A 22,101-nucleotide genomic window follows, 5' to 3' on the forward strand; every position below is an offset into this window, starting at 1 on the left:
TGCTTCTAAGGTGTCATTTCTGTATAAATAGCGCTCAAAAATTCTGCATATGATTTTTCTAAGCCGATAACATCTCCTGATTTAAGGTTTAAGCCTCCAACTCCTGAAGTGTCCGGCTTAATTTTTAATGATGATACCTGAAAGTATAAGTTTTCATCATTTGTCTTTGGCTGGACTTGTACTGTTGAACCTAAAAGTTTCTTAGTTGAGATGGTATACACTTCTCCCGGAACAATTTTTAATTTAAAAAATGACCTTGGCTTTATTGTATAATCTTTTCTATTAATATTAATCTTCTGATTTTTTTCAGAAGAGGCGAATATATACATTGATCCTTCCTGAACTTTGAGTTTTTCTTTTGGAGTGTAATATAACGCGATCTTATAATTAGAAGCATTAAAGGCTTGAGCTGATCCGTCAATGTTTTCAAAAGGTTTTATTACAAAAGTATTCGCTCCAATCTCTTTTGCTTTTTTGTATACTAATGAAAATACCATTGCATCATCTTTTGAGAATCCCTGGACTTCAGCTTCTCCTAAATAGATGGATTCTGTTTCTGCTTCATTTTTTTTATAAAGAAACTTATCTGAATGGTCAATGGTTTTCTCCACCTTGCTCAGATAAACATTTTGGGCACTCCAAAGCTGAGCACATACTAAGGAAAAGATGATGGCTATATTTTTCATATTCTTATTGTTGAGTAAGGATGTCAACACATTCTTCAAGACTGTGTTCCCAGTGTTTAGGTTCAATTTTATAAATTTCTTCTATTTTATCCAGAGACATGGTACTTCTTACAGGTCTTTTGGCTGGAGTTGGATACTGCTCGGTTGTTAATGCATTTAATTGTATTGAGGATTTTGAAAATTCAGCAATTTTCTTCGCAAAATCAAACCATGTGGTTTCCGGGTAATTTGAAAAGTGGAAAATCCCAAAGGTTTTATTGGGGCTTTCAATAATTTCCATGATAGCTGCTGCAAGATCATTAGCATTTGTAGGCTGACCAAACTGGTCTGCTACAATTCCCAACTCGGTTTTCTGAGAGAACAGGTTCAACATTGTTTTCACAAAATTTTTGTTAAACTCAGAATATAACCAGGAAGTTCTTAGAATAATAGTATTAGGATTAATTTCCAATGCTAATTCTTCTCCTTTTCTTTTTGATGCTCCGTATACTCCTATCGGATCAGTAAAATCCTCTTCTGAATAAGGAAGGTTTGTATTTCCATCAAAAACATAGTCTGTAGAAACATGAATCAGAATGGTTTTATGATCTGTACAAGCCTGAGCAAGGTTAGCTACACCGTCAGCATTTACTGCAAAAGCCTTTTCTTCTTCTTTCTCTGCTAAGTCTACCGCTGTATATGCAGAAGCATTGATACAAAAATCTGGTTTGTTATCATAAAAGAAGTCATTTACCTGTTCCGCATTAGTAACATCTAAGATTGTGGAATCTGTAAAAAGAAATTCATATTGATTTTCAAAATCCGGAGCAATTTTTCTGATACAATTACCTAACTGTCCGTTGCTGCCTATTACTACTATTTTTTTCATATATTATTGATTTAAACCTATCAAAAAATTCTCAATAGAAATACCTATTAAGAGTTTTTTGCATTTTGGGATCTTAAAAACTTAACTCTCGACTGGAAATCTTTTTGTACCAGATCTACATAAAACTTATTAAATGTTTCTTTGATATCGTCAGGGTGTACTTCTGATTTTCTTGTTTTCATATTGAAATAAATAACGGTAACCCAAAGTACTGCATGAACTGTCTTCTCATCTAAGCTTTTCATCAAGATTTCAACCTTAGCTGTTCTGTCCTGTACCTCAATAGTTTTACTGCTGATGACTACCTGCGTATTATATCTTACTTCTTTCAGATAAGCTATTTCATTCTGAATGGCAATCCAGGTGCAGCCTGTTTGTTTGGTATATTCTTCATAAGTAAATCCGTAAAATGTCTCTACGTGATCTTCTCTGGCATTGAACATATAATCTAGATATTTTACATTATTCAAATGACCAATAGGATCACAATCGCTAAACCTAACTTTTACTATAGTTGATACTTCTTTTTCCATTTCGCAAAAATAAACAAACCGCCTCTTTTGGAGGCGGTTTGTCTTATAAATCTTTGTTAATTTGCCGAAATTATTGAATTCCTAATTCTTTTTTTACAGCTGCAGTAGCATCAGCACCTGCTTTGTAAAGGAATGCAGGTGAATTTGCATCCATTACATACTCATATCCGTTAGATTTAGCAACTTTGTCTACAGCATCGTTCAATTTTTTCTCAATTGGTCCGAAAGCTACTTCTTGCTTAGACTGAAGATCTTTTTGAGCTTTATCCTGCATTTGAGCTATTTCTTCCTGAATTTTTTGTAATTCAGCTTCTCTAGCTTTGTTTTCGTCTGCAGATTTCTTAGGAGCTTCTTCGCTATATTGCTTTAATTTAGCTTGCCCAGCATCGTATTTTTTCTTGATCTCAGCTTGTTTAGTATCGTAGAATGTTTTAAGGTCAGCATCTGCTTTTTTCTTTTCAGGCATTGCATTAAGAACTCCCAATACATCTAAAGTAGCCATTTTTTGAGCTTTTGCCATACCTACAGAAACAACCATCATTACTGCTGCAAATAATACACTTAATTTTTTCATAATTGGTAAATAAATAATTTAATTTGTTTTTAGATTTCAAATTTACGTAAAAGTTAACTAACAATTTTACTTTTTACTTTTACTTGTAGTTTTCTCTTTTTTATCTGTTCCCTTCAGCAAAATAGTTAATACTTTTTCTGTATAGTCATATTTTCCCTGAAGAAAAATAACACTAATGTTATTGCTTTTATCAAGAACTATGCCCAACCCATTTTTTTCGGACATTGTTTTGATGGCTTCCCAGATCTGATCCTGGAATGGTAAAACAAGATTCGTTCTCAGTTTTGCTATTTCACCATTAGCTCCGAAACGTAAGCTGGTAGTGGTTTTGACATTTTTATCAAGATCTACTACTTCTTTTTCTCTAAGTTTCAGCTGGTCACCAATCAATAACACTTTTTCACTTTCAAAAGCCGCTTTTTTCCTTTCATATTCTGACTGCATATTCTGAAGTTCAGACTGCCAGGTATCGATCTGAGAGTTTAGTCTCGCTTCGGCTTCTTTATACTGAGGTAATTTATTTAAAATTTCATTAGTATCTACTACTCCTATTTTCTGAGCATTTCCAAACCCGAAAATTAAGAGTAATACAAAAGTGATGGTTATTTTAAAGTTCTTCATATTTATAATTATAATGATTGGTTCATCAAGAAGTGGTTTCTCCATCCTGATGGAACTCCTGACATTGTCTTATCAAATCCGTAAGCAAAGTCGAACCCGATCAATCCAAATGCTCCCATATAGACTCTAACCCCAACACCTACTGATCTTTTCAACTGGAATGGATTATAATTACTCCATGAGTTCCAAACATTACCTCCTTCAGCAAATGTTAATGCATAAATTTTAGCGGTTTGGTTCATTGAAATCGGATATCTTAATTCTAAGGTAAATCTGTTATAGATTGTTCCTCCACCTCTTTGAGTAATATCTTCACCTTCTCCTCCATAAGTACTTGCATTTTCATAACCTCTTAAAGGAATCAATTCTCTACCATCATATCTACCTCCAAATAATCCTGTACCCCCAACATAGAATCTTTCAAATGGCGGTGCTCCAAGATTTTTGTTATACCCATCCATGAATCCCATTTCAGCAGAAGATCTCAATACCAATTTACCGGCAATTTCGTTATAGATATCAGTCTTAAATTTGATCTTGTAGAATTCCATCCAATTGTATTTATCAATCGGCTTCATTGTATCATAGTTTTTATTACTGAACAATGAATATGGCGGTGTTAATTTAGCAGAAAGTTCAATATTCGAACCCATTGTCGGGAAGATAGGATCTATCCCGGCAGAGTTTCTGCTTAATCCTAAATTGATACTGAAGTTATTAGCTGATCCGTTATATTCTGTAGTCTCTCCAAACTGGAATGGATAGTTATTAAAGTCATACTTCTGGAACTGAATTCCCGTATATAGAGAGAAATAGTCATCCGGCCAGTTTAATAGTCTATTCAAACCTACTGATGCCGAGAATATATTTAGCTTCTGCGCATTTCCATATTGATCACTATATTTTACTCTTGAGTTATTTAAACTCACAGAAAGGGCTGTTGGTCTTGTACCAAATAACCAAGGCTCTACGAATGACACTCCATAGTTCTGGAAATACTGACCCGCCTGTACCTGAATGGAAAAAGTCTGTCCGTCCCCTTGTGGCACTGGTTTAAAGTCTTTGAACTTAAGGAAGTTTCTCAATGAGAAGTTATTAAACGTTAATCCTAAAGTACCGATAAAACTGTTACCACCATATCCTGCTTGTAGCTGAACCTGAGAAGATCCTTTTTCAACCAGCTTCCAGTTGACATCTACAGTATTATCTACCTGGTTAGGCTGGATATCCTGTCCGATCTGTTGTGGATCGAAGAATGACATCCCTGCCAAATCAAAATAAGTTCTCTTAATTTCGGTTTTTTTGAATAACTCTCCTGGTTTTGTTCTTAATGCTCTAAGAATTACATGGTCATGGGTTGTTGTATTCCCCTGCCATGTTACTTTGTTCCAGGTAGCCTGTTCTCCTTCATTGATTCTAACCTCCAGATTTACGGCATCTCCGTTCACTGATTTTTCAACCGGTGTAACGTTGGAGAAAAGGTATCCGTTGTTCATATAAACGGATTTGATATCAGAATCATCTTCTTTACCTCCGTCTTCACCCACTTTTTTGTTGAATCCTACGGCATCGTAAATGTCTCCCTTTTTATATCCTAGTAATCTTTGTAAGTATTCCGTAGCGTAAACTGTATTCCCTGTGAACGTAATATCACCGATATAATACTTTTTACCTTCGTTAAGCTTTACGTTGATTTCGTAGTTGTTTTTCTTATTTCTCCATACAGAATCTGAAACAATTTTTGCATCTCTGTATCCTAAGGAGTTGTAATAATTAATCAGGTTTTGTTTGTCTTCCTGATATTTATCTTCAATAAATTTGGAAGGCTTCAAAATACCACCGATGCTGAAACGTTTTTGTTTTATTTCTTTAAAAGCTTTATTTCTAAGCTTTCTATCGGTTACACTCTGATTTCCTTCAAATTCAATATGGTCGATTTTAATTTTTCTCCCTTTATCTACATTAATCGTCCAGTCTACCAAAGCAGGATCTCCGGCATTTACTTTATCCTCGATTGTGATTTTTGCATCAGCAAAACCTTTTTTGATATAGTCTTTCGGGATGTTTGTCTTAAGACTTGACACCAAGTTCTGGGTAATCTTTGTACCGGGCTTCAGGTTGTTGTCTTTAGCCAGTTTTTCACTTTTTGATTTTCCAATCCCTTTACCCTTAAATTTCACTTCTCCAAGTTCTTTCAGATCCTGAAGATAGAATTTAAGAACTACAGTCTGTCCTTCAATACTTTGAACGTATACTTCCACTTCAGAAAAAGATTGGGTATCCCAAAGCTTTTTAACAGCATTACTGATTTTCTGTCCTGGGATATCTACGCTTTCTCCTTTGGATAAGCCAGTAAATCTCAGGATCTGAGCTGGTGTATATTTTTTTACCCCATCTACAACAATGTCTTTAAGCGTATAAGTACCTACCTCATTGTCTGCATGTACAGCATTGCTTACTTTCGTGCTGTCTTGTGGAGTTACTTGTCCATAAAAATGCGCAGAAGCAGCAAACATAATGATGGGTAATAGTCTAAACTTCATTTTATCGAGTCTTTCTTTTCTTAAAAATTTATTGGCCTTGTATCTGCTCTCCGGTTAACCCGTATCTTCTTTCTTTGTTTTGATAATCAACAATACATTGGAAGAAAATATCTTTGGTAAAATCCGGCCATAGAACATTTAAAAACTGTAATTCAGCATAAGCAATCTGCCAAAGGAGGAAGTTGCTTATTCTTATTTCGCCGCTGGTTCTTATCAATAGATCTACAGGAGGAAAATCTTTGGTATAGAGATAGTTTTCGAATAATTTTTCATCTATATTCTCTACATCCACTTTCCCTTCTTTGACATCTGAACTGATATTTTTAACGGCTTCCAGTATTTCGTTTTGTGAGCCATAGCTTATCGCCAGTACAAGGTTTCCTTTTGTGTTTTCTTTTGTAAGTTCTACCACACGTTGCAACTGCTCTCTTACTAAAGTAGGCAGCTTGTCAAGATTTCCTATCACATGCATTCTCAATCCTTTGCTGAAAATTTCTTCTGCTTCTAACAGCAATGTTTCTACAAGCAAGTTCATGAGAGTGTGTACTTCTTCAGAAGGACGATTCCAGTTTTCTGAAGAAAATGTGTACAGTGTTAAATAAGGAATATTGACCTCATTACATGCATTAATCGCATTTCTTACAGCATTAATGGCATTTTTGTGACCGAAGCTTCTTTCTTCGCCACGAGATTTAGCCCATCTCCCATTACCATCCATAATGATGGCTACGTGTTTTGGTAAATTCTCAGAATTTATTTTATCTTTAATCAACGACATATTAATTAATCACAATAACATGGAGGTCTTCCGAACGAAAACGTCAATCCTAAACTGAATGTATTTAACCAGTCTTTGGACCTATCATCTCCAATATTTCTCTTTTTAATAAACTCTTCTTCTCTTTCCTTAGCAACAGCATAATAGTTTCCAGATTGTAATAAAGAACCCCCTGAAGCCGGATCTAAAATATCGGCATTAAAGGAATTTTTTACATCCTCAGGAAGGATTTTACTATGATCAAGCTGATCGGTCAAAGTATATCTAAATGTTGCTTCTGCAAATATAGCCCAAGTATGGTTAAATTTATACTTTAAACCTACACCAAAAGGGATATGCATAGTAACTTTTTTTCCTAATGAATATTCGGTAGTTGTTTTAAAATCCATTTCATTAATTGGAGCCAAGGCTACACCGTCCGGATCTCTTCTGAAATCGTGGGCGAGATTAGCTTTAGGTGCATCAAACATCAAAGCTCCGATACCTCCAAAAATATATGGGCTTACCATACCTGTTTGTTCATTATTAACGGGGAAAAAATTATATTCAAACATTAAACTTGCTTCATATACGTTATTTTTCCCGTATGCATTTCTATTTCTTCTATATTCTTCTTTTGCAGCTTTATCGCTAAACTGAACCTGGTTATACCCTAAATCCAATCTAACAGTTTGGTGCGGGTTAAAATTAAATCTATATAAAATACCACCATAAAACGGGATCCCCCAATCCGACATTCTATTTAAATCCAACGGCTTTTGTAAAATATAACTTGTGCTCCCTACATCACCCACTAGGTTACTCATACCTAGACGAACCCCCAATTCGTTTCTTTGTGCTTTAACACTCACCACTCCAAGGAAGGCAAGGAAGCTAAACAATAATTTTTTATTCATAAAAGAATATGGATTTATGGTTATTTTAAAATTTAATTTTTGCAAATATAAAACATTTTTATATTAATGATAATCTTAATGTTTAGTTAAAAATAAACAAAAAAACATAATTTGTTATAAAGTAAACGGCAAAGTGGCAAAAATATTCTTTTTTTCATAGAATGAAAATACATAAAGTATAAAAAAACCCCCATCGAATGAGGGTTTAAGGCTCTATTTTTTATTAAACATTCTCTGCATCCTATTCCGTATTCTAATTAATAACGGTTCTTTATAATTTTTATCCTCATCAAAATAGCCATAACCATAGCCATATCCGTAACCATAGCCATACCCGTATCCCTGCTTGATATTATAGTCATTATAAATAAGTCCTAAATGTTCAATTTCATTATTCTGATACTTCTCTGTAATGAGCTTCATCATATATTTCTCTGTATACTCGTGACGCACCACATAGATATTGGCATCAGAATATTTCATGAGTTCATAAGAATCGGCTACCAAACCTACTGGCGGTGAATCTATAATAATGAAATCATATTTCTCCTTCAGCTCTTGTAAAAACTTAACGTTTCTCTGACTCATCAGCAATTCTGAAGGGTTTGGAGGAATAGGTCCTGAGGTAGCAACATCCAGATTAGGGATTTTGGTATGATTAATAATCTGATCAATTCCTACTTCCCCTGTAAGATAGTTTGAAATACCATATTTATTATCAATTTTAAAGTCTCCAAAGATTTTCGGCTTTCTAAGGTCCATCCCTAAAAGAATTGTTTTTTTATCACTTAACCCTAATACGGAAGCCAAGTTAATGGAAATATAGGTTTTCCCTTCTCCTCCTACTGAAGATGTTATCAAGATCACTTTGCCTTTATCATCTTCATTATTCATCAGGAATCTCATATTAGCTCGAATTCCTCTAAAAGCCTCTGATACAGATGATTTTGGCTGTTCCAATACAGTAAGCATGTTTTCACTACTGTTATTTCCAATGACACCAAGAAGTGGAATTTTTGTTGCGGCCAATAATTCTTTAATATTTCTGATCTTATTATCAAGTAATTCCCCAATCAGAATAAACAGTATCGGCAAGAACAGCATTCCTCCTATTATTCCGGCTTTTGCCATTTTAATATTAGGGCTTACAGGTCCCTGACCAATATTTTTAGCCGGGTCAATTACACTAATATCAGACTGATTGGTTGCAACATTCATCTGAGCTTCATTCTGTCTGTTCAAAAGACTATTATAAGTAGCTTCAATCATATTATACCCTCTTTCGGCATCCAGATATTTTCTTTCTTTCTCAGGATAAGAGGTTAAATCAGAATTAGCATTTGCTACCTGACGATCAATTTTATTGATCTCATCATAATATTTGTTATAGTAGTTGTTCAAGCTATTAAAAGATCCGGTTTTCGCTTCATTAATTAACCTGTTTACTTCCTTCATTGGTTCGGAAGAAGGCTTATAAATCTGAGCTAATTCTGATCTTTTTGTATACAAAGCCTTAAGTTCACTCACGGAAGCGGAGAAAAACCCATCTTCAAAACCGGCCGCATTTGTAGCGATCATTTTATCAAAATTCTGTGACTGAAGGGTACTTTTAATATTATTCAGAGAAGTAATTTTACTTACAAAATCTGCTTTTTTGGCTTCAAGGTCTTTTATTTCTTCAAGAGATTTTTCGTCTCTATCCTTAATATTATAAAGTTTTTCTGAAGTTTTCAAATAATTCAGAACAATGGCTGCAGAATCCAGTTTTTTACGTATTCCATTTAGACTTCCTTGCAGATAAGCAGTTGTGTTTTTATTAACGGTATTTTTATCTTCGAGTCTTTTTTTCTGAAGCTCAGCGACTGATTTATTTAAGAAGTTTACTGTACTGTTAAGATTATATCCTTTTTTATTGATGATCATAATTGTATTGATCTCCTTATCAAAGCTTACCCCTATAGTAGATACAATATCATTAACACTCTGGTTCACTGTTGCCAAATTGACAATAATATTATCTAATTTGATACTAGGGGTAACCGGGTTTTGGACTAATTTAAATCTCAAATTCGGAGAATTATACCATTCATTAATCCTAATAATCTTATTTGCAGGTCTATTATAGGTATTTATATTATGAAAGCTTTCTGTAACATAGCTATACAATCCTGTAGTCTGCCCTTCTTCCGGTAATACCACCTCATAAGTTCCGTTTCCTTTTGGTCGTAAAGTAATTGGATAACTTACCTGCTGAAGATGCTGTTTATCGATTTCAAGAAAAACCGGGGAATCATCTTTATCCAAATAAGTAGATTTGATAAGCCCTTTGGTAGAATAATTTACAAAAAGATTCAGTTCTTTAACCAAGTACTCATTGTGAGATCTTGAAAAAAGCATCTTCTTTAAGTAAACACCATCCTGATTTCCTCCCTGACCCCAAATGAAATTAATAGACTGATTAGGGCTAAAATAACTTGAAGTATTATTCGAAATACTTAAGGATAAATCTGAAGCATATACATTCTGTGCATAATATTTACTATATACCCAAGAAATGGCATAACCAATAAGGAACATAAATGCAAACCAATACCAGTTTTTGAGTAATCTTCTTAAAAAATGCTCAATATCAAATAGTGCAAAACTTCCATACTTTTCTTTTGGAGTTTCGCTTTTTCCTACTGCAGTATCTTTTCCTGGAATCATGGGATTAAAGTCTTTGTAGGATTGTATATAGAGTTAATGCAGTTGTAATCGCCGTTACACCAGTAAGTAGCGTCTGGATAGGATCTTTTCCGAATCCGTTTAAGCTTTTTCTTCTGGTATTAAGATAAATTTCGTCACCATTCTGTACATAATAGTAAGGAGAATTCATAAGGTCTTCACGGGTAAGATCTATTTTAGCAATTTTGATTCCTTCCGGAAGCTTTCTGTGGATAACAATTTCTCTTTTATCAATTGTTCTATTGAGTCCACCGTTGATTGCTAATGCTTCAGTAATTGTAAGCGTATTTTTATGAGCTACTTTTTCTCCGGAAAGACCTGTAGTTTCCACATCACCAAGTATATAATAGGTGATTCCATCTGTATTTAATCTTACTTCAGATTTTCCTTCCTGAAAGTTTTCATTTACCTTAGTCTGTATTTCTTTTCCAACATCATCGAGGGTTCTTCCTTCTGCTTTAATGTAACCTATCCCAAAGACATTAATATCTCCGTTGATATCCACTTTTAATCCATTAAAATAAAAATTGACATTTCCTCCGATAGTTGAACCTACACCGCCAGCTCTTCCACCTGCTGTAGCTGCGCTATTTATGGCACCACCACCAGTTCCGCCTGAAGTATTGTAAGCGGAGTAAAATTGTGCTGCATCTCCTTTAGGAGTGGTCACAATATTAAGGTTAAGCATATCATTTTTGGTAATCCTGTAGACGGGAATATTGTAGGGAACAAGACCTTCTTCATTAATTACGAGGCTTTCACTTGGCTGCAAATATCTCACATCCTTTGTGGTGATACACGAGGTAAGTAAAAAAGGGAATAATATTAAAAATAAATACTTAAAATTCTTCATCATATTTGAATATTGTTTACAAAAGTAATATTTAATTGTTAATTTTTGTTATTTCTTAACCGATATATCAAATCCGGCAAATACGCTCCCATAAAGCCTAATAAAATAATTACCAACAACAACAGATTCACATTGGTATGTCTCAGATAATAGGCTATTGCCACAATCATTAAATAATATAGAATAATATAAAAAGTAGATCTTCTATGGGTAAGATTTAATTTTAAAAGTTTGTGATGAATATGGTTCTTATCAGCATCAAAAGGTGACTTTTTATTGTAAAGCCTTACAAAGATGACGTTTAGCGTATCCACAATAGGTAAAATCAGAATTGCCACTGCCACTACCGGGGCAGACTGCAGGTGATACCTCGGTACATCTGCCAGCTTTTTATCTATAAAAATATCTATAAAACATATGGAGGTAAAGGCTAATAGAAAACCTAACAGCATAGACCCTGTATCTCCCATAAATACCTTGTTAGTCCTATAATTTGACAGATTATAATATAAAAATGCTAAAACAGTTCCTATAATTACCACCGACAAAACAACCAAAGGGTAGTTATACTCTCCCAATCTATAATAACTTATTCCAAACAGTGCGCTACAGATCACGGAATATCCGCCTGCAAGACCATCAATCCCATCAATCAGGTTGAAAGCATTGATCAGAATAATAAATGTAACAATACTGAACAGCACACTCACAAAATATCCCAGTTCATACACTCCAAATATTCCAAATAAACTTCTGATTCTAATATCTGAACCAATAACAATTAATGAGGAGACTAAGATCTGCGCCACAAGTTTTTTGTACGCTCTCATCACTACAATATCATCCATCACTCCAATATAGAGAAGGATAATCAGTGAAGCAAACAGAAATTTATAGAGATCAAACAGTTCGTATGCAAAAATAGAAGCACAGATTCCGATAGAATAAAAAATGGCAATTCCCCCAAGGTTTGGGATTTTCCTTAGGTGTGAGCTTCTGATACCTGGTTCATCCATAAGGTTCTTCCTTCTGGAGATCTTTACAATAGTAGGTATAGAAAAATAAGTAATTAAAAAAGAGAACACGAAACCTAATCCTATTTTTATATAGAAAATAGGTATTCCCGATCCGCTTAAGAACAATTCAAAGTTTTTCATTCTTTTCTTATCCAGTACACATTCCCTCTCCAATTAAACTGATGATGTACGTATGCCTTCATCATGTTCTACTGTCCGAAACAATAGTACTTCATTTGTGTTTATATCAATTTTCTTATCAATTTTTTCTGTCCGGCAAAAAATAACAGATAAAAAATCTTTTTTTTCACCGGCAAAGATAGAAGATAATTTGTACCAAAACGACTATAGTTCAATATATCTTGAATTTTTATTTGTCTTTCTCTTATAAAAACAGACAGCTTATCAGCCATACTGTAAAATGTCTTTTCATCTTTTACAAAAGCCAGATAGGCCAAAAAAGAATATACTCCTTCAAAAATCTGGAAGTTTTTCAGTTCTTTTCTTTTATGAGCATATCCGGACTTCCCAAATACATTTTCTACATCTTGCACCGCCTTTAATATATCAAGTCCTTTTTCCGTATGGGTTTTAGTGATAGAATCCGTACGCTCAAGATATTGATAGTGAAAACCTTGCGTCTGCGCAATCGTTTCACATTCCAGTAACAATTGTGGAATCAACTGAATATCTTCAAAATGAACTCCTTTTTTAAATCTTTTCTGATCAAAAAGCTCTTTTTTGAATAATTTATTGCAGGCAAAATAACTGATATCCGAAAAAACAGAGAAATGCTCTTCCAGTTTTATTTTTTCCGGCATATTGGGAATTTGTGTCAGCTTTTGGGTTACCTTTCCATTTTCATCAACTTTCTGAATATTACAGATTACCATTTCTGCCTGATGTTTTTCAGCCAGATGAAGCATTTCTTCAAACATGGTTGTCGTAACATAGTCATCACTGTCTACAAAACCAATATATTCTCCTGTTGCTTTTTCCAACCCAAAGTTTCTGGCATCACTTAATCCACCATTTTCTTTGGTAAAGGTTTTTATTTTGTCTGAATATTTATCCCCATAACCTTTAATGATTTCCCCTGAACGATCTTTACTTCCATCATCTACTACAAGAATCTCAATATTCTGATGGGTTTGATTCACCAGGGAATCAAGGCATTTTGCCAAATAATTTTCGACATTATAAACGGGAACAATAATTGAAATTCTTGAAGGAACATTCACCATACATTAAAATTTCGTCAGTCTTGCATTTAACCAGCCTTTTTTAGCATCATCAAAATCTTTTCTTGAACAAGGAGTGCAATTTTCTATATTTTCGTCGTCACCAAAATACCACAAATTACTGAAAGTATCACGCTTAAATGCAAATTGCCTGTCATCAATTAAAACGTAAAACAATTCATATTGTCTTTCTTTGGGATGGGACTGCTGGATATTAAACCCTTCAATCAGATACCATAGCATTTGTGCTAACAGCTGATGATTCAGTTGATTTTCCGAATAGATATTATAATTAAAGATCCCTACCGTTTTCAGGTTTTCGCTCAGCCCGATCTCTTTCATGTAGGCGCAAATTTCTCTTCTGTTCAGTCCATTGACCTGTGGATTCATAGAAAATGGCTCACTGAAACTTTCTACGGCATCACAATTTACAGTAACCAGGTCTGCTTTTCTGAAGAAAGGTTCTGTTTTTTCTGTAGAATTCATCATTTCAGCTAAGCGGATGATGTCAAATTCCACTTCTTTAATCAACCGTACAGAATCCATTTCATTTAAATGTTTCTGATAACCCAGATGGTGATAATTTTTAATGGAAAAATTCTTAGCTCCAAAAATTTTCCCTAAAAAAGTATATTCGTTAATTTCTTCTCCTTGTTTAAGAGAAATAATGTTACTGATTTGGGTATAATTGATGCTTTTCTGATGAAAATTCAATGCTGAGAATAGTGAAAAAGCAAAATCATTGGAACCTCCGATAATCACCGGAAGTGCTCTTTTATAATGGCAGGCTGACAAAACTTCCTGCAAAATATAATGGGTATCCTGAACAGATTTCCCTGACACTAAATCACCGAGATCCACAATCGGAATCTCAAAATCCAACTGTGAAAGTTTGTAAAATTCTTTTCTGACTGCTGTAAAATCCTGTACTTCTGCATCGCCGCCTGCTCCTCTATAATCCGAAACAAATAAAAGAACAATACTATCTTCTTTTATATCTTTTGTTATCCGATTTCCGATCTGCCAGCTTTCTGTTTTAAAATTTCTTGGTGAAATGATAAAGTCTTCAAAATCCATATTTTAACCTAAAAATATAATCGTTTAATAATTTCTTGATCTAACAAACATACAAAAAAACGCAGCAACTGAAAATCCCGTGGGGACTTTTATTCACAAAAAAAGCCGTTAACACTTTTGTTAACGGCTTTGTATTATATAATTAATTATTATTTCTTCTTAGCAGCTGGTTTTTTAGCAGCTGTAGTTTTCTTAGCAGTTGTTGCTTTTTTTGCTGCAGGTTTTTTCTTTTCTGCAAAAGCATTTTTATCCTGATCTGTGATCCATTTTTTTACTTCATCCAGAGAAATTTCTTTCAATTCTTCTGCATCATATTTGGTATCATCACTTTTCTTCGGAATTTTGAACATGGCTTTTCCAAATTTAATGAAAGGTCCCCATCTTCCATTTTCAAGGGAAATTTTTTCTTTTTCCCATTGCTGAATGTATCGGTTAGCTTCTTTTTCCAGTTTAGCATCAATCAGCTCATTGATATCGTCCTGAGAAAGATTATCGAAGTTGTATTTCTTTGGCACATTGATAAAAATGTCTTTGTACTTGATAAATGGTCCGAATCTTCCTGATCCCTTGGTTACAGGCTCTCCTTTATAAGTGGCAATCGGAGCATCTGCTTTTTTCTTCTCATTGATGATCTCCTCTGCACGGTTTTGATCTATGGAAAGCGGATCTTCACCTTTTGGAATACTGATAAACGTTTCTCCCCATTTCACATAAGGTCCGAATCTTCCTACACCCACAGAAACTGCATTTCCTTCAAACTCATTCAGTTCAAAAGGCAATTTAAATAGTTCTAATGCCTCTTCAAAGGTAATGGTTGCAATATTTTGTCCTGACATTAATGATGCAAAGATTGGTTTTTCTTCATCATCTGTTTCTCCGATCTGGATCATCGCCCCAAATCTTCCGATTCTGGCATGAACATTTTTACCGGTCTTCGGATCAACTCCTAAAAGTCTGTCTCCTGTTGCACGGTCTGCATTTTCTTCTACATCTTCAATTCTCGGGTGGAATTTTGAGTAGAAATTCGTCATCATTTCCTTCCATTTTTGATCTCCGCTTGCAATTTCGTCGAAGCTTTCTTCTACTCTTGCCGTGAAACCATAATCCAGGATTTCTTTAAAGTTATCTGTCAAGAAGTCATTTACAACTTCTCCTATATCTGTAGGAATGAATTTATTTTTATCGCCACCAAATTTTTCATCCAGAACTACTTTCTTGATTGTGTCTTTTACTAAAGACATTTTGATGACTTCACGGGTATTCGGTTCTATTTCTCTTTTATCTACATATTCTCTGTTCTGAATCGTCTGAATCGTTGGAGCATAAGTAGAGGGTCTACCAATCCCTAATTCTTCGAGCTTTCTAACTAATCCTGCTTCCGTATATCTTGCACTTGGTCTTGTAAATTTTTCTGTAGCTGTAATAGATTTATAACTTAATACTTCACCAACTTTTACTTTTGGTAATAGTTTTTCATTATTTTCTTCATCCTCATCTTCAGTTTTTACAATTCCGTAGGCTTTCAGGAAACCATCGAAAATGATCACTTCTCCCTGTGCTTCAAAATGGTGTGGCAATGAAGTGTTTCCGATCTCGATTACTGTTTTTTCAATTTTAGCATTCGACATCTGAGAAGCTAATGTTCTTCTGTATATCAATTGGTACAGTTTATTCAACTGGGCATCACCAATGCTCTTCACTCCGAAATCTGTAGGACGTATAGCTTCGTGAGCCTCCTGTGCAGAAGCTGATTTTGTAGTATAATTTCTTGGAGAAGAATATTCTGCTCCGTATTCTGAGGTAATCTGTTTTTTTGCGCCTTCAATTGCTTCCTGAGAAAGGTTTACCGAGTCTGTTCTCATATAGGTAATGAACCCTTCTTCATATAATCTCTGAGCCAGACGCATTGTATTGGTCACATTGTATCCTAATCTGGATGAAGCTTCCTGCTGTAGTGTGGAAGTGGTAAAAGGAGCGGATGCAGAACGTGTTCCTGGTTTTGTTTCAACATTCAGAACTTTAAATTCTGTAGTTTTTGCCTGCTCCAGAAATTTTTCCGCCTCAACTTCTTTTTCGAAGTCTTTTTTCAGTTTAGCAGCAATTTCCTGCTCTGTATTGTTTAAGAAAATTCCGTCAAGTTTAAAACTTGCTTTGGGTACAAATTCACGGATTTCTTTTTCTCTTTCAACGATTAATCTTACGGCTACCGACTGCACTCTTCCTGCTGATAGTCCTGGTTTTACTTTTTTCCATAAAACCGGAGACATTTCAAAACCTACAATTCTGTCCAGAACTCTTCTTGCCTGCTGGGCATTTACTAAGTTCTGATCAATATCCCTTGGATTTTCAATTGCTTTTAGAATGGCATTTTTAGTAATCTCGTGGAAAACAATTCTTTTTCTGTTTTCGGGTTTCAGTTTCAATTCATCTGCTAAATGCCACGCAATAGCTTCTCCTTCACGGTCCTCATCGGAAGCCAACCAAACCATTTCTGCTTTCTTTACTGCGGCTTTTAATTCTGTTACCAATTTCTTCTTGTCTGCTGAAACTTCGTAATCAGGACTAAAGGTGGCAAGATCTATTCCCATTCCTTTTTTAGGTAAGTCCCGGATATGACCGAAACTGGATTTCACTTCAAAATCCTTACCTAAATATTTCTGAATAGTTTTTGCCTTTGCCGGGGACTCTACGATTACTAAATTTTTTGACATTCTAAAAAAAATTTTTTGCAAAAGTAAAGCTTTTTTATTATATACTTTTTGAAATCACATTTTATTTAATAATTCCAAAGGGGCAACAAACAGTCTGTAAAATACTCCTTCGAAGGTAAAGCCCTTGCCGGACATTTCTACTCTATATAATAGCGAGAGCAGTATTATCGCCATTGTAATATAGAATTTACGATCAATAATTATTGGTTCGTAAGCATACATATTGCTACTTTTTTTCAACATCAGGGCAAAAAGAATAATGATCAACATCATATGAATATACATCCACCTTCCCCAGTCTATAGCCAGATAAAACAGTGGAAATGAAAAGACAAAGGCTCCGATTAATAAAATATATAAAATCTTTCGCCCTTTTAGATATTTTAAATAATAGCCAATATGAAATACACTTATCCCTAAGCTGATAAAGTAAAGAAGATATTCATTAAGATGTTCTTTAATATATTGTCTTTCATCAATATCCCAATAGAAAATCCCATACGTTGGATGCACTCCTCTTCTGTTCAGTATTTCCAGAGACATTCCCTCATTCACGTTTTTTCCAAATAGAACAATCGCTGCAGCAGGAATAATTACCGCCATAAAGAACTTGATATATCTTTTAATTTCCAGCTTTCCATTTTTCACATAGAGCGCGATTGCAAAATAAGGGACATAAAATAGGGTAACCTCGTGCAAAAGTGTACTTATAAAAAGCAGTATGCAGAAGAGATATTCTTTATATTTTGAAAGCTTATCATTATCTAAAAGGTATACAAAGTAAGTAAACAAAAGAAATACAATAAATTCTTTTTTTCCTACATAGGTTACAGTATTCAGCAGCCCTACAAAACCAATGGACGACAATAAAAGGGAGAGATACAACAGATCTGCTATTTTATATTTAATGAGCTTTGTATAACACCAAAAGAACAGCGAAATAATAATAAATTGAAAAAAGTAAACAATATAATTAAGACTAAGCCCTGTCATATCCTGTAGAATAAAAAAGAAACTTCCAGATAAACCTCTTCTTTTAAATCCGCCGTCTTCATAATTTATAAGCCAATCTGCCAGAATATAGCCGTCATCTTTAAGATTAAATACAAGGGTAAATGCGAGGGTATAAATTGCCGTAATGGCAATAAGAAAATAAATAAAGATCTTACTATTAAAATGTTGTACAAACTTTTCTAACCTCATAGTGTATTTTTAAAACCTGTAAAAAATAAGAGCAGGGAACGGTCTCATTTTTCACAATTTTACAAGTGCTAAAATTATGAATTTACAGTTATCTACAGATATATATTTCGTTTTTTTAACATGATTACCTGGTCACTTGAAAATAAATTTCTTTTTTGCCTCAGATAAGTAAACAATAAAGCCGGTCCTATCATGAACCGGCATGCTTTTTTAGGATTTCTCCATAAATTTTATTTTTTCACCTCAACAGGTTCTTCATTGAAAGTAATTAGCTCTTTGGGGACCTGGTCCTTTGCTGCAGGTAAAGTCGTCACTTGATCTTTAGGAATAGGTCCTAATTCGTTCCCATTGGTATCAAATTTCATTTTTACACACCTGCAATTCATCCCGAAATATGGATCATTGTTATCATGGAAGGCTAGCATACGATTCGCTGTAGAAGCAGCATCCCAAAGAATATTGATCGGTCTTCCTATATAATTTGACAACAAAGCTCCCGTCCAGATTCCCGGATATTGAAAATTAATCACATTGAAACTTCCTGCTGCACTTTGATTGCCAATGACACTTCGGAAGCCTCTGGATCCTGAATTCGGATAACTTCCCACGCTGTATGAGGGGTCGTTAAAAGCATATCCGATGGTAGAAGTGGTACTTGGGTTTCTAACTCTTGTCCCTAAATAATCGTTAAGCACGCTCAATGCTGTTGCTACATTTTTATCTTTTTTATACCAGGGTGAAATCCCAAAATCCTGATTCGTTGTGATAGAAGTTCCGGTAAGATCAGGGATACGCCATCCTTCCGGACATGGATCAAAAGGTGATTTTTTTGTTCCTCGTCCCCATCTGTCTGGCGCTAAATTAGGCTCATCTGCCAACCAATCTGTTCCATTGGTAAAGTTTGGGGTTGCACTGTTATAAGCAGCGAAAGTACTTGGTATCATATAAACCAAAGGATTTCTAACTGAATAGGTTAAAACTTTTGAAACTTTATCTGCTACTTTATCTTTGGGTAATACATTTGCATTAGCAGCATTTGTATAAGTATTGAATGGTACAATATAATTTCCACCTAAATTATTATAGGCTGCTCCGGCTAAGGAAGTATAAGTCACTGTTCCATCTGCACCTACAGTGCCCAAAAATATATTAAATGACGCCCTGTTGTCTGCATATTGAAATGTCGGAATAGGGTCTTTTCTTCCCCACTGATAATGCATTCCTGTGGAAGCGCGGATCTTTGACAGTTCAACTGCAGTAGGTGTTAACGGATTGACAACTGCTGGAAAAGAATCGGTAGCCCCTAAATTTCTATCCATAAATTCTGTCTGCAATGGAGAGGAACTTTTATCCACATAATTTACATAATTAGTGACCGCTGTATTGGGCAATTCTGTAGTATAAGGAACAGATATAACAGGCGTATCTGTTACCCAAACATGCCAACTCCAATAGACAGGATTTGTAATGCTTCCATTATGCAGCGTAATCACCGCATTTCCACTTTGATTGGGATTAATTGTAACTAAAATTTTAGTATTTGAAATTCCATCCAATGAGCTTGGTGATCCTCCTGGAATTATTACTTTACTGATTAAGCCTGCATTGGTACTCCAAAGAACGTTTGCTTTTAAATTATTGAAACTTGATAAAGAAAGAATATCTTTATTATTCAAAATTTCACTTTGAACAGAAAATGCTTTACTCACAGGTATTTCAAGGAGAGTTGGCGTTGTATTCTTTACAAGCTGATAGGTATTTGGATTGTTAATTCCTTCTTTAAATTCAACAATAGCAGGTAAATATTCCGTTGGAAAATCATAACTATCCACTCTATACAATGGGTCTTTTATACATCTGCATGCATTCGCTCCTGAAGTTTCACCTGCTGCCAGCGGCATATACCAATACCTTCCTTTCACATTCGGGAAAGCAGCATCCGGAACATCGGGCTGCCCTTTATCCGGCACCATAAACAGCGCCCGTGCTCCCACAGCAGGAGTATTATCAAAATGTTTAGCCATAGTTGCTGTCCACAAACCGGTATGATGCTGATCTGTATATTGCCCTTGATGAACAGTGAGCCCTAATTGGCCTGTCCCAGGAAAAAGCCCCATATTAAAGCCATTTACATTAGATAAATCAAAGCCCGTATTAGCGTATAATTTAAAGCCCTTCATATAGCTTGGAGTGTTTGCGTCCGTTGGTTTTATCACCTGATATTTATTGGCTTCAAAAGTATTTTTCCCCATATTTGTTCTTACTCCAAATGGTGAAAAGTCTATTCTCACATCATCTATGTAGGTTTGAGAGGCTAAATTAGCAACCAACATAGAAGGAATTCGCCATCCATTCGGACATGGATCATAGGAAGATTTATCCTGATATGGTTTTGCGCTGCTGTCATCGTTATAATTTGCACTCACCTTTCCCAGGGAATTGTCTGACCATAAATTCAGTTCTGAAAGCTGCGCATCCGGAATAGAGGTTGATTTCCCAAACCAGTTTACCATTAAAGCTGTGTTATTATTGTAGTAAGCCGGCCCTGAATTATCATCTTTATTAACGTAAATAAGACTTATCGGATTTTTAATGGAAAGCTTTACATTATTGCTTACCTCAGCATTGGAAAGCAAAACAAATTTTCTAAGATCGTCAATTTTAACAGCTCCTGCAAAATTCTTAGCTGCTCTATGACGCACCCGCCCTATTGACCCTGAAACTTCATAGAAATCATCTCCTTTTAAAGCCAAAGGCGGAATGGGATCTTTTCTTCCCCATTGATATAACAATCCTCCATTTTTATTCCACTCTGTTGCCGTAATGGAACTTCCAACTGCTCCCAAGTTTCGATCCATCCATCCCCATTCTGAGTCGGGAATCAATTCTACTATTCCATTGTTCCTTTGTCTTGAGACTCCTGTAAAACTCTTATAAGTAGATCCATTTTCAGGGGTATCCGTAACCCAAATATGCCATGACCAAAAAATTTCTCCATTGATCTTTAAGGCGACCACTGCATTTCCTTCTTTAGATTTATTAATCGGAACTTTTATTTTAGCATTTTCTCCTGAACCTACTATTTCCAGAAGATACTCTGCCCCTGATTTTACCAATCCGGGATTATCTTCCCAAAGAACATCTGCCGTAGCTTGTCCTGTAGGAACTCCTGAACCTCCAAGAATTTTATCCTGTTGCCACATTGCGTAGGCTTTTTTTACAGGAACATATAGGCCTTCGTTATTTTGAGCAGGATCAAAGAAATAGCTATTAGGAGCTTTCGTCCAATCTCTTTCGTCATTATAAGTTTTTTTGCCGGTATTTGAATTTTTGATTTTAGGCTGAAGCTCTTTTTCAGCTGAAGGTTTATGTATTGTATCCTGATTAGCTATTTTAGGTTTTTCTATTGGAACTGTTTGTCTTTTCAACTCCATACCACCTATAGAGCAGATACACACCAATACTAGGCAAATGCTTACCCTTATTTTTTTTAATACTGATTTTTTCATGTCAATGATTTTTATATAAACACAAGTACACCCCTATACTTTTGATATAAAAAAGTCACATAATACACCAATTACAATCAACCAAATCAATTATAAAGCAAATAATTCAACATAATTAAATTATTAATAAATATTAAACAATACAAAACCAAAGAATCAAAAAATACACCAAAAGAATAAAAATAGAATCTTTACCATTTTAACAATCAGTAGAATATTGTCCCGTAATACCCTGAAATAAGGATAAAAAAAACCGGAAGAAAAATCT

General features: G+C 34.8%; 16 protein-coding genes. All 16 read right to left on the minus strand.

All coding sequences use genetic code 11. The features are described 5' to 3' along the window. Positions 1 to 5 precede the first annotated feature (5 nt). Positions 6 to 686: a hypothetical protein gene (locus tag EL260_RS24280; protein WP_123858074.1), complete on the minus strand. Its 681-nt coding sequence runs from the start codon at positions 684 to 686 to the stop codon at positions 6 to 8. A 4-nt stretch (positions 687 to 690) separates the two neighbouring features. Beyond that, positions 691 to 1,554 (minus strand): dTDP-4-dehydrorhamnose reductase, encoded by an 864-nt coding sequence (gene rfbD, locus EL260_RS24285; protein ID WP_123858076.1) that lies wholly within the window; start codon positions 1,552 to 1,554, stop codon positions 691 to 693. 47 nt (positions 1,555 to 1,601) lie between these two features. Next, a complete protein-coding gene (locus EL260_RS24290) occupies positions 1,602 to 2,087 on the minus strand; it encodes an acyl-CoA thioesterase (protein WP_123858078.1) in 486 nt (161 codons plus the stop codon). 70 nt (positions 2,088 to 2,157) lie between these two features. Continuing rightward, on the minus strand, positions 2,158 to 2,661 hold the full coding sequence (locus EL260_RS24295) for an OmpH family outer membrane protein (protein ID WP_123858080.1): 504 nt from the start codon (positions 2,659 to 2,661) through the stop codon (positions 2,158 to 2,160). Between the two features lie 66 nt (positions 2,662 to 2,727). Beyond that, positions 2,728 to 3,282: an OmpH family outer membrane protein gene (locus tag EL260_RS24300; RefSeq protein ID WP_123858082.1), complete on the minus strand. Its 555-nt coding sequence runs from the start codon at positions 3,280 to 3,282 to the stop codon at positions 2,728 to 2,730. A gap of 8 nt (positions 3,283 to 3,290) precedes the next feature. Continuing rightward, positions 3,291 to 5,825 (minus strand): outer membrane protein assembly factor BamA, encoded by a 2,535-nt coding sequence (bamA, locus tag EL260_RS24305; RefSeq protein WP_123858083.1) that lies wholly within the window; start codon positions 5,823 to 5,825, stop codon positions 3,291 to 3,293. A gap of 28 nt (positions 5,826 to 5,853) precedes the next feature. Then, positions 5,854 to 6,603, minus strand: a complete 750-nt coding sequence (locus EL260_RS24310; RefSeq protein ID WP_123858085.1) for an isoprenyl transferase — start codon at positions 6,601 to 6,603, stop codon at positions 5,854 to 5,856. A gap of 5 nt (positions 6,604 to 6,608) precedes the next feature. Then, positions 6,609 to 7,499: a type IX secretion system protein PorG gene (gene porG, locus EL260_RS24315; protein WP_123858087.1), complete on the minus strand. Its 891-nt coding sequence runs from the start codon at positions 7,497 to 7,499 to the stop codon at positions 6,609 to 6,611. 213 nt (positions 7,500 to 7,712) lie between these two features. Next, positions 7,713 to 10,205 (minus strand): exopolysaccharide transport family protein, encoded by a 2,493-nt coding sequence (locus tag EL260_RS24320; protein WP_123858089.1) that lies wholly within the window; start codon positions 10,203 to 10,205, stop codon positions 7,713 to 7,715. Positions 10,206 to 10,209: 4 nt separating this feature from the next. After that, a complete protein-coding gene (locus EL260_RS24325) occupies positions 10,210 to 11,079 on the minus strand; it encodes a polysaccharide biosynthesis/export family protein (protein ID WP_123858091.1) in 870 nt (289 codons plus the stop codon). Between the two features lie 35 nt (positions 11,080 to 11,114). Then, positions 11,115 to 12,233: a glycosyltransferase family 4 protein gene (locus EL260_RS24330; protein WP_123858093.1), complete on the minus strand. Its 1,119-nt coding sequence runs from the start codon at positions 12,231 to 12,233 to the stop codon at positions 11,115 to 11,117. A 101-nt stretch (positions 12,234 to 12,334) separates the two neighbouring features. Beyond that, the gene (locus EL260_RS24335; protein WP_123858095.1) at positions 12,335 to 13,336 is read right to left on the minus strand and encodes a glycosyltransferase family 2 protein; all 1,002 of its coding nucleotides are present in this window, start codon (positions 13,334 to 13,336) and stop codon (positions 12,335 to 12,337) included. 3 nt (positions 13,337 to 13,339) lie between these two features. Next, positions 13,340 to 14,410, minus strand: a complete 1,071-nt coding sequence (locus EL260_RS24340) for a formimidoylglutamase (protein ID WP_123858096.1) — start codon at positions 14,408 to 14,410, stop codon at positions 13,340 to 13,342. A gap of 149 nt (positions 14,411 to 14,559) precedes the next feature. Beyond that, positions 14,560 to 17,121 (minus strand): type I DNA topoisomerase, encoded by a 2,562-nt coding sequence (gene topA / locus EL260_RS24345; RefSeq protein WP_123858097.1) that lies wholly within the window; start codon positions 17,119 to 17,121, stop codon positions 14,560 to 14,562. A gap of 54 nt (positions 17,122 to 17,175) precedes the next feature. Next, positions 17,176 to 18,324 carry a hypothetical protein gene (locus EL260_RS24350; RefSeq protein WP_123858098.1) on the minus strand — a complete coding sequence of 383 codons (1,149 nt, stop codon included), beginning with the start codon at positions 18,322 to 18,324 and terminating at the stop codon, positions 17,176 to 17,178. 230 nt (positions 18,325 to 18,554) lie between these two features. Continuing rightward, positions 18,555 to 21,833: a hypothetical protein gene (locus EL260_RS24355; protein ID WP_123858099.1), complete on the minus strand. Its 3,279-nt coding sequence runs from the start codon at positions 21,831 to 21,833 to the stop codon at positions 18,555 to 18,557. Positions 21,834 to 22,101 lie beyond the last annotated feature (268 nt).

The sequence above is a fragment of the Chryseobacterium nakagawai genome (assembly GCF_900637665.1).
Classification (GTDB): domain Bacteria; phylum Bacteroidota; class Bacteroidia; order Flavobacteriales; family Weeksellaceae; genus Chryseobacterium; species Chryseobacterium nakagawai.

Bases quoted from the DNA above. Each gene is read 5' to 3' on its own strand.
- EL260_RS24280 (WP_123858074.1), bottom strand. From the start codon at position 686: ATGAAAAATATAGCCATCATCTTTTCCTTAGTATGTGCTCAGCTTTGG.
- rfbD (WP_123858076.1), bottom strand. From the start codon at position 1,554: ATGAAAAAAATAGTAGTAATAGGCAGCAACGGACAGTTAGGTAATTGT.
- EL260_RS24290 (WP_123858078.1), bottom strand. From the start codon at position 2,087: ATGGAAAAAGAAGTATCAACTATAGTAAAAGTTAGGTTTAGCGATTGT.
- EL260_RS24295 (WP_123858080.1), bottom strand. From the start codon at position 2,661: ATGAAAAAATTAAGTGTATTATTTGCAGCAGTAATGATGGTTGTTTCT.
- EL260_RS24300 (WP_123858082.1), bottom strand. From the start codon at position 3,282: ATGAAGAACTTTAAAATAACCATCACTTTTGTATTACTCTTAATTTTC.
- bamA (WP_123858083.1), bottom strand. From the start codon at position 5,825: ATGAAGTTTAGACTATTACCCATCATTATGTTTGCTGCTTCTGCGCAT.
- EL260_RS24310 (WP_123858085.1), bottom strand. From the start codon at position 6,603: ATGTCGTTGATTAAAGATAAAATAAATTCTGAGAATTTACCAAAACAC.
- porG (WP_123858087.1), bottom strand. From the start codon at position 7,499: ATGAATAAAAAATTATTGTTTAGCTTCCTTGCCTTCCTTGGAGTGGTG.
- EL260_RS24320 (WP_123858089.1), bottom strand. From the start codon at position 10,205: ATGATTCCAGGAAAAGATACTGCAGTAGGAAAAAGCGAAACTCCAAAA.
- EL260_RS24325 (WP_123858091.1), bottom strand. From the start codon at position 11,079: ATGATGAAGAATTTTAAGTATTTATTTTTAATATTATTCCCTTTTTTA.
- EL260_RS24330 (WP_123858093.1), bottom strand. From the start codon at position 12,233: ATGAAAAACTTTGAATTGTTCTTAAGCGGATCGGGAATACCTATTTTC.
- EL260_RS24335 (WP_123858095.1), bottom strand. From the start codon at position 13,336: ATGGTGAATGTTCCTTCAAGAATTTCAATTATTGTTCCCGTTTATAAT.
- EL260_RS24340 (WP_123858096.1), bottom strand. From the start codon at position 14,410: ATGGATTTTGAAGACTTTATCATTTCACCAAGAAATTTTAAAACAGAA.
- topA (WP_123858097.1), bottom strand. From the start codon at position 17,121: ATGTCAAAAAATTTAGTAATCGTAGAGTCCCCGGCAAAGGCAAAAACT.
- EL260_RS24350 (WP_123858098.1), bottom strand. From the start codon at position 18,324: ATGAGGTTAGAAAAGTTTGTACAACATTTTAATAGTAAGATCTTTATT.
- EL260_RS24355 (WP_123858099.1), bottom strand. From the start codon at position 21,833: ATGAAAAAATCAGTATTAAAAAAAATAAGGGTAAGCATTTGCCTAGTA.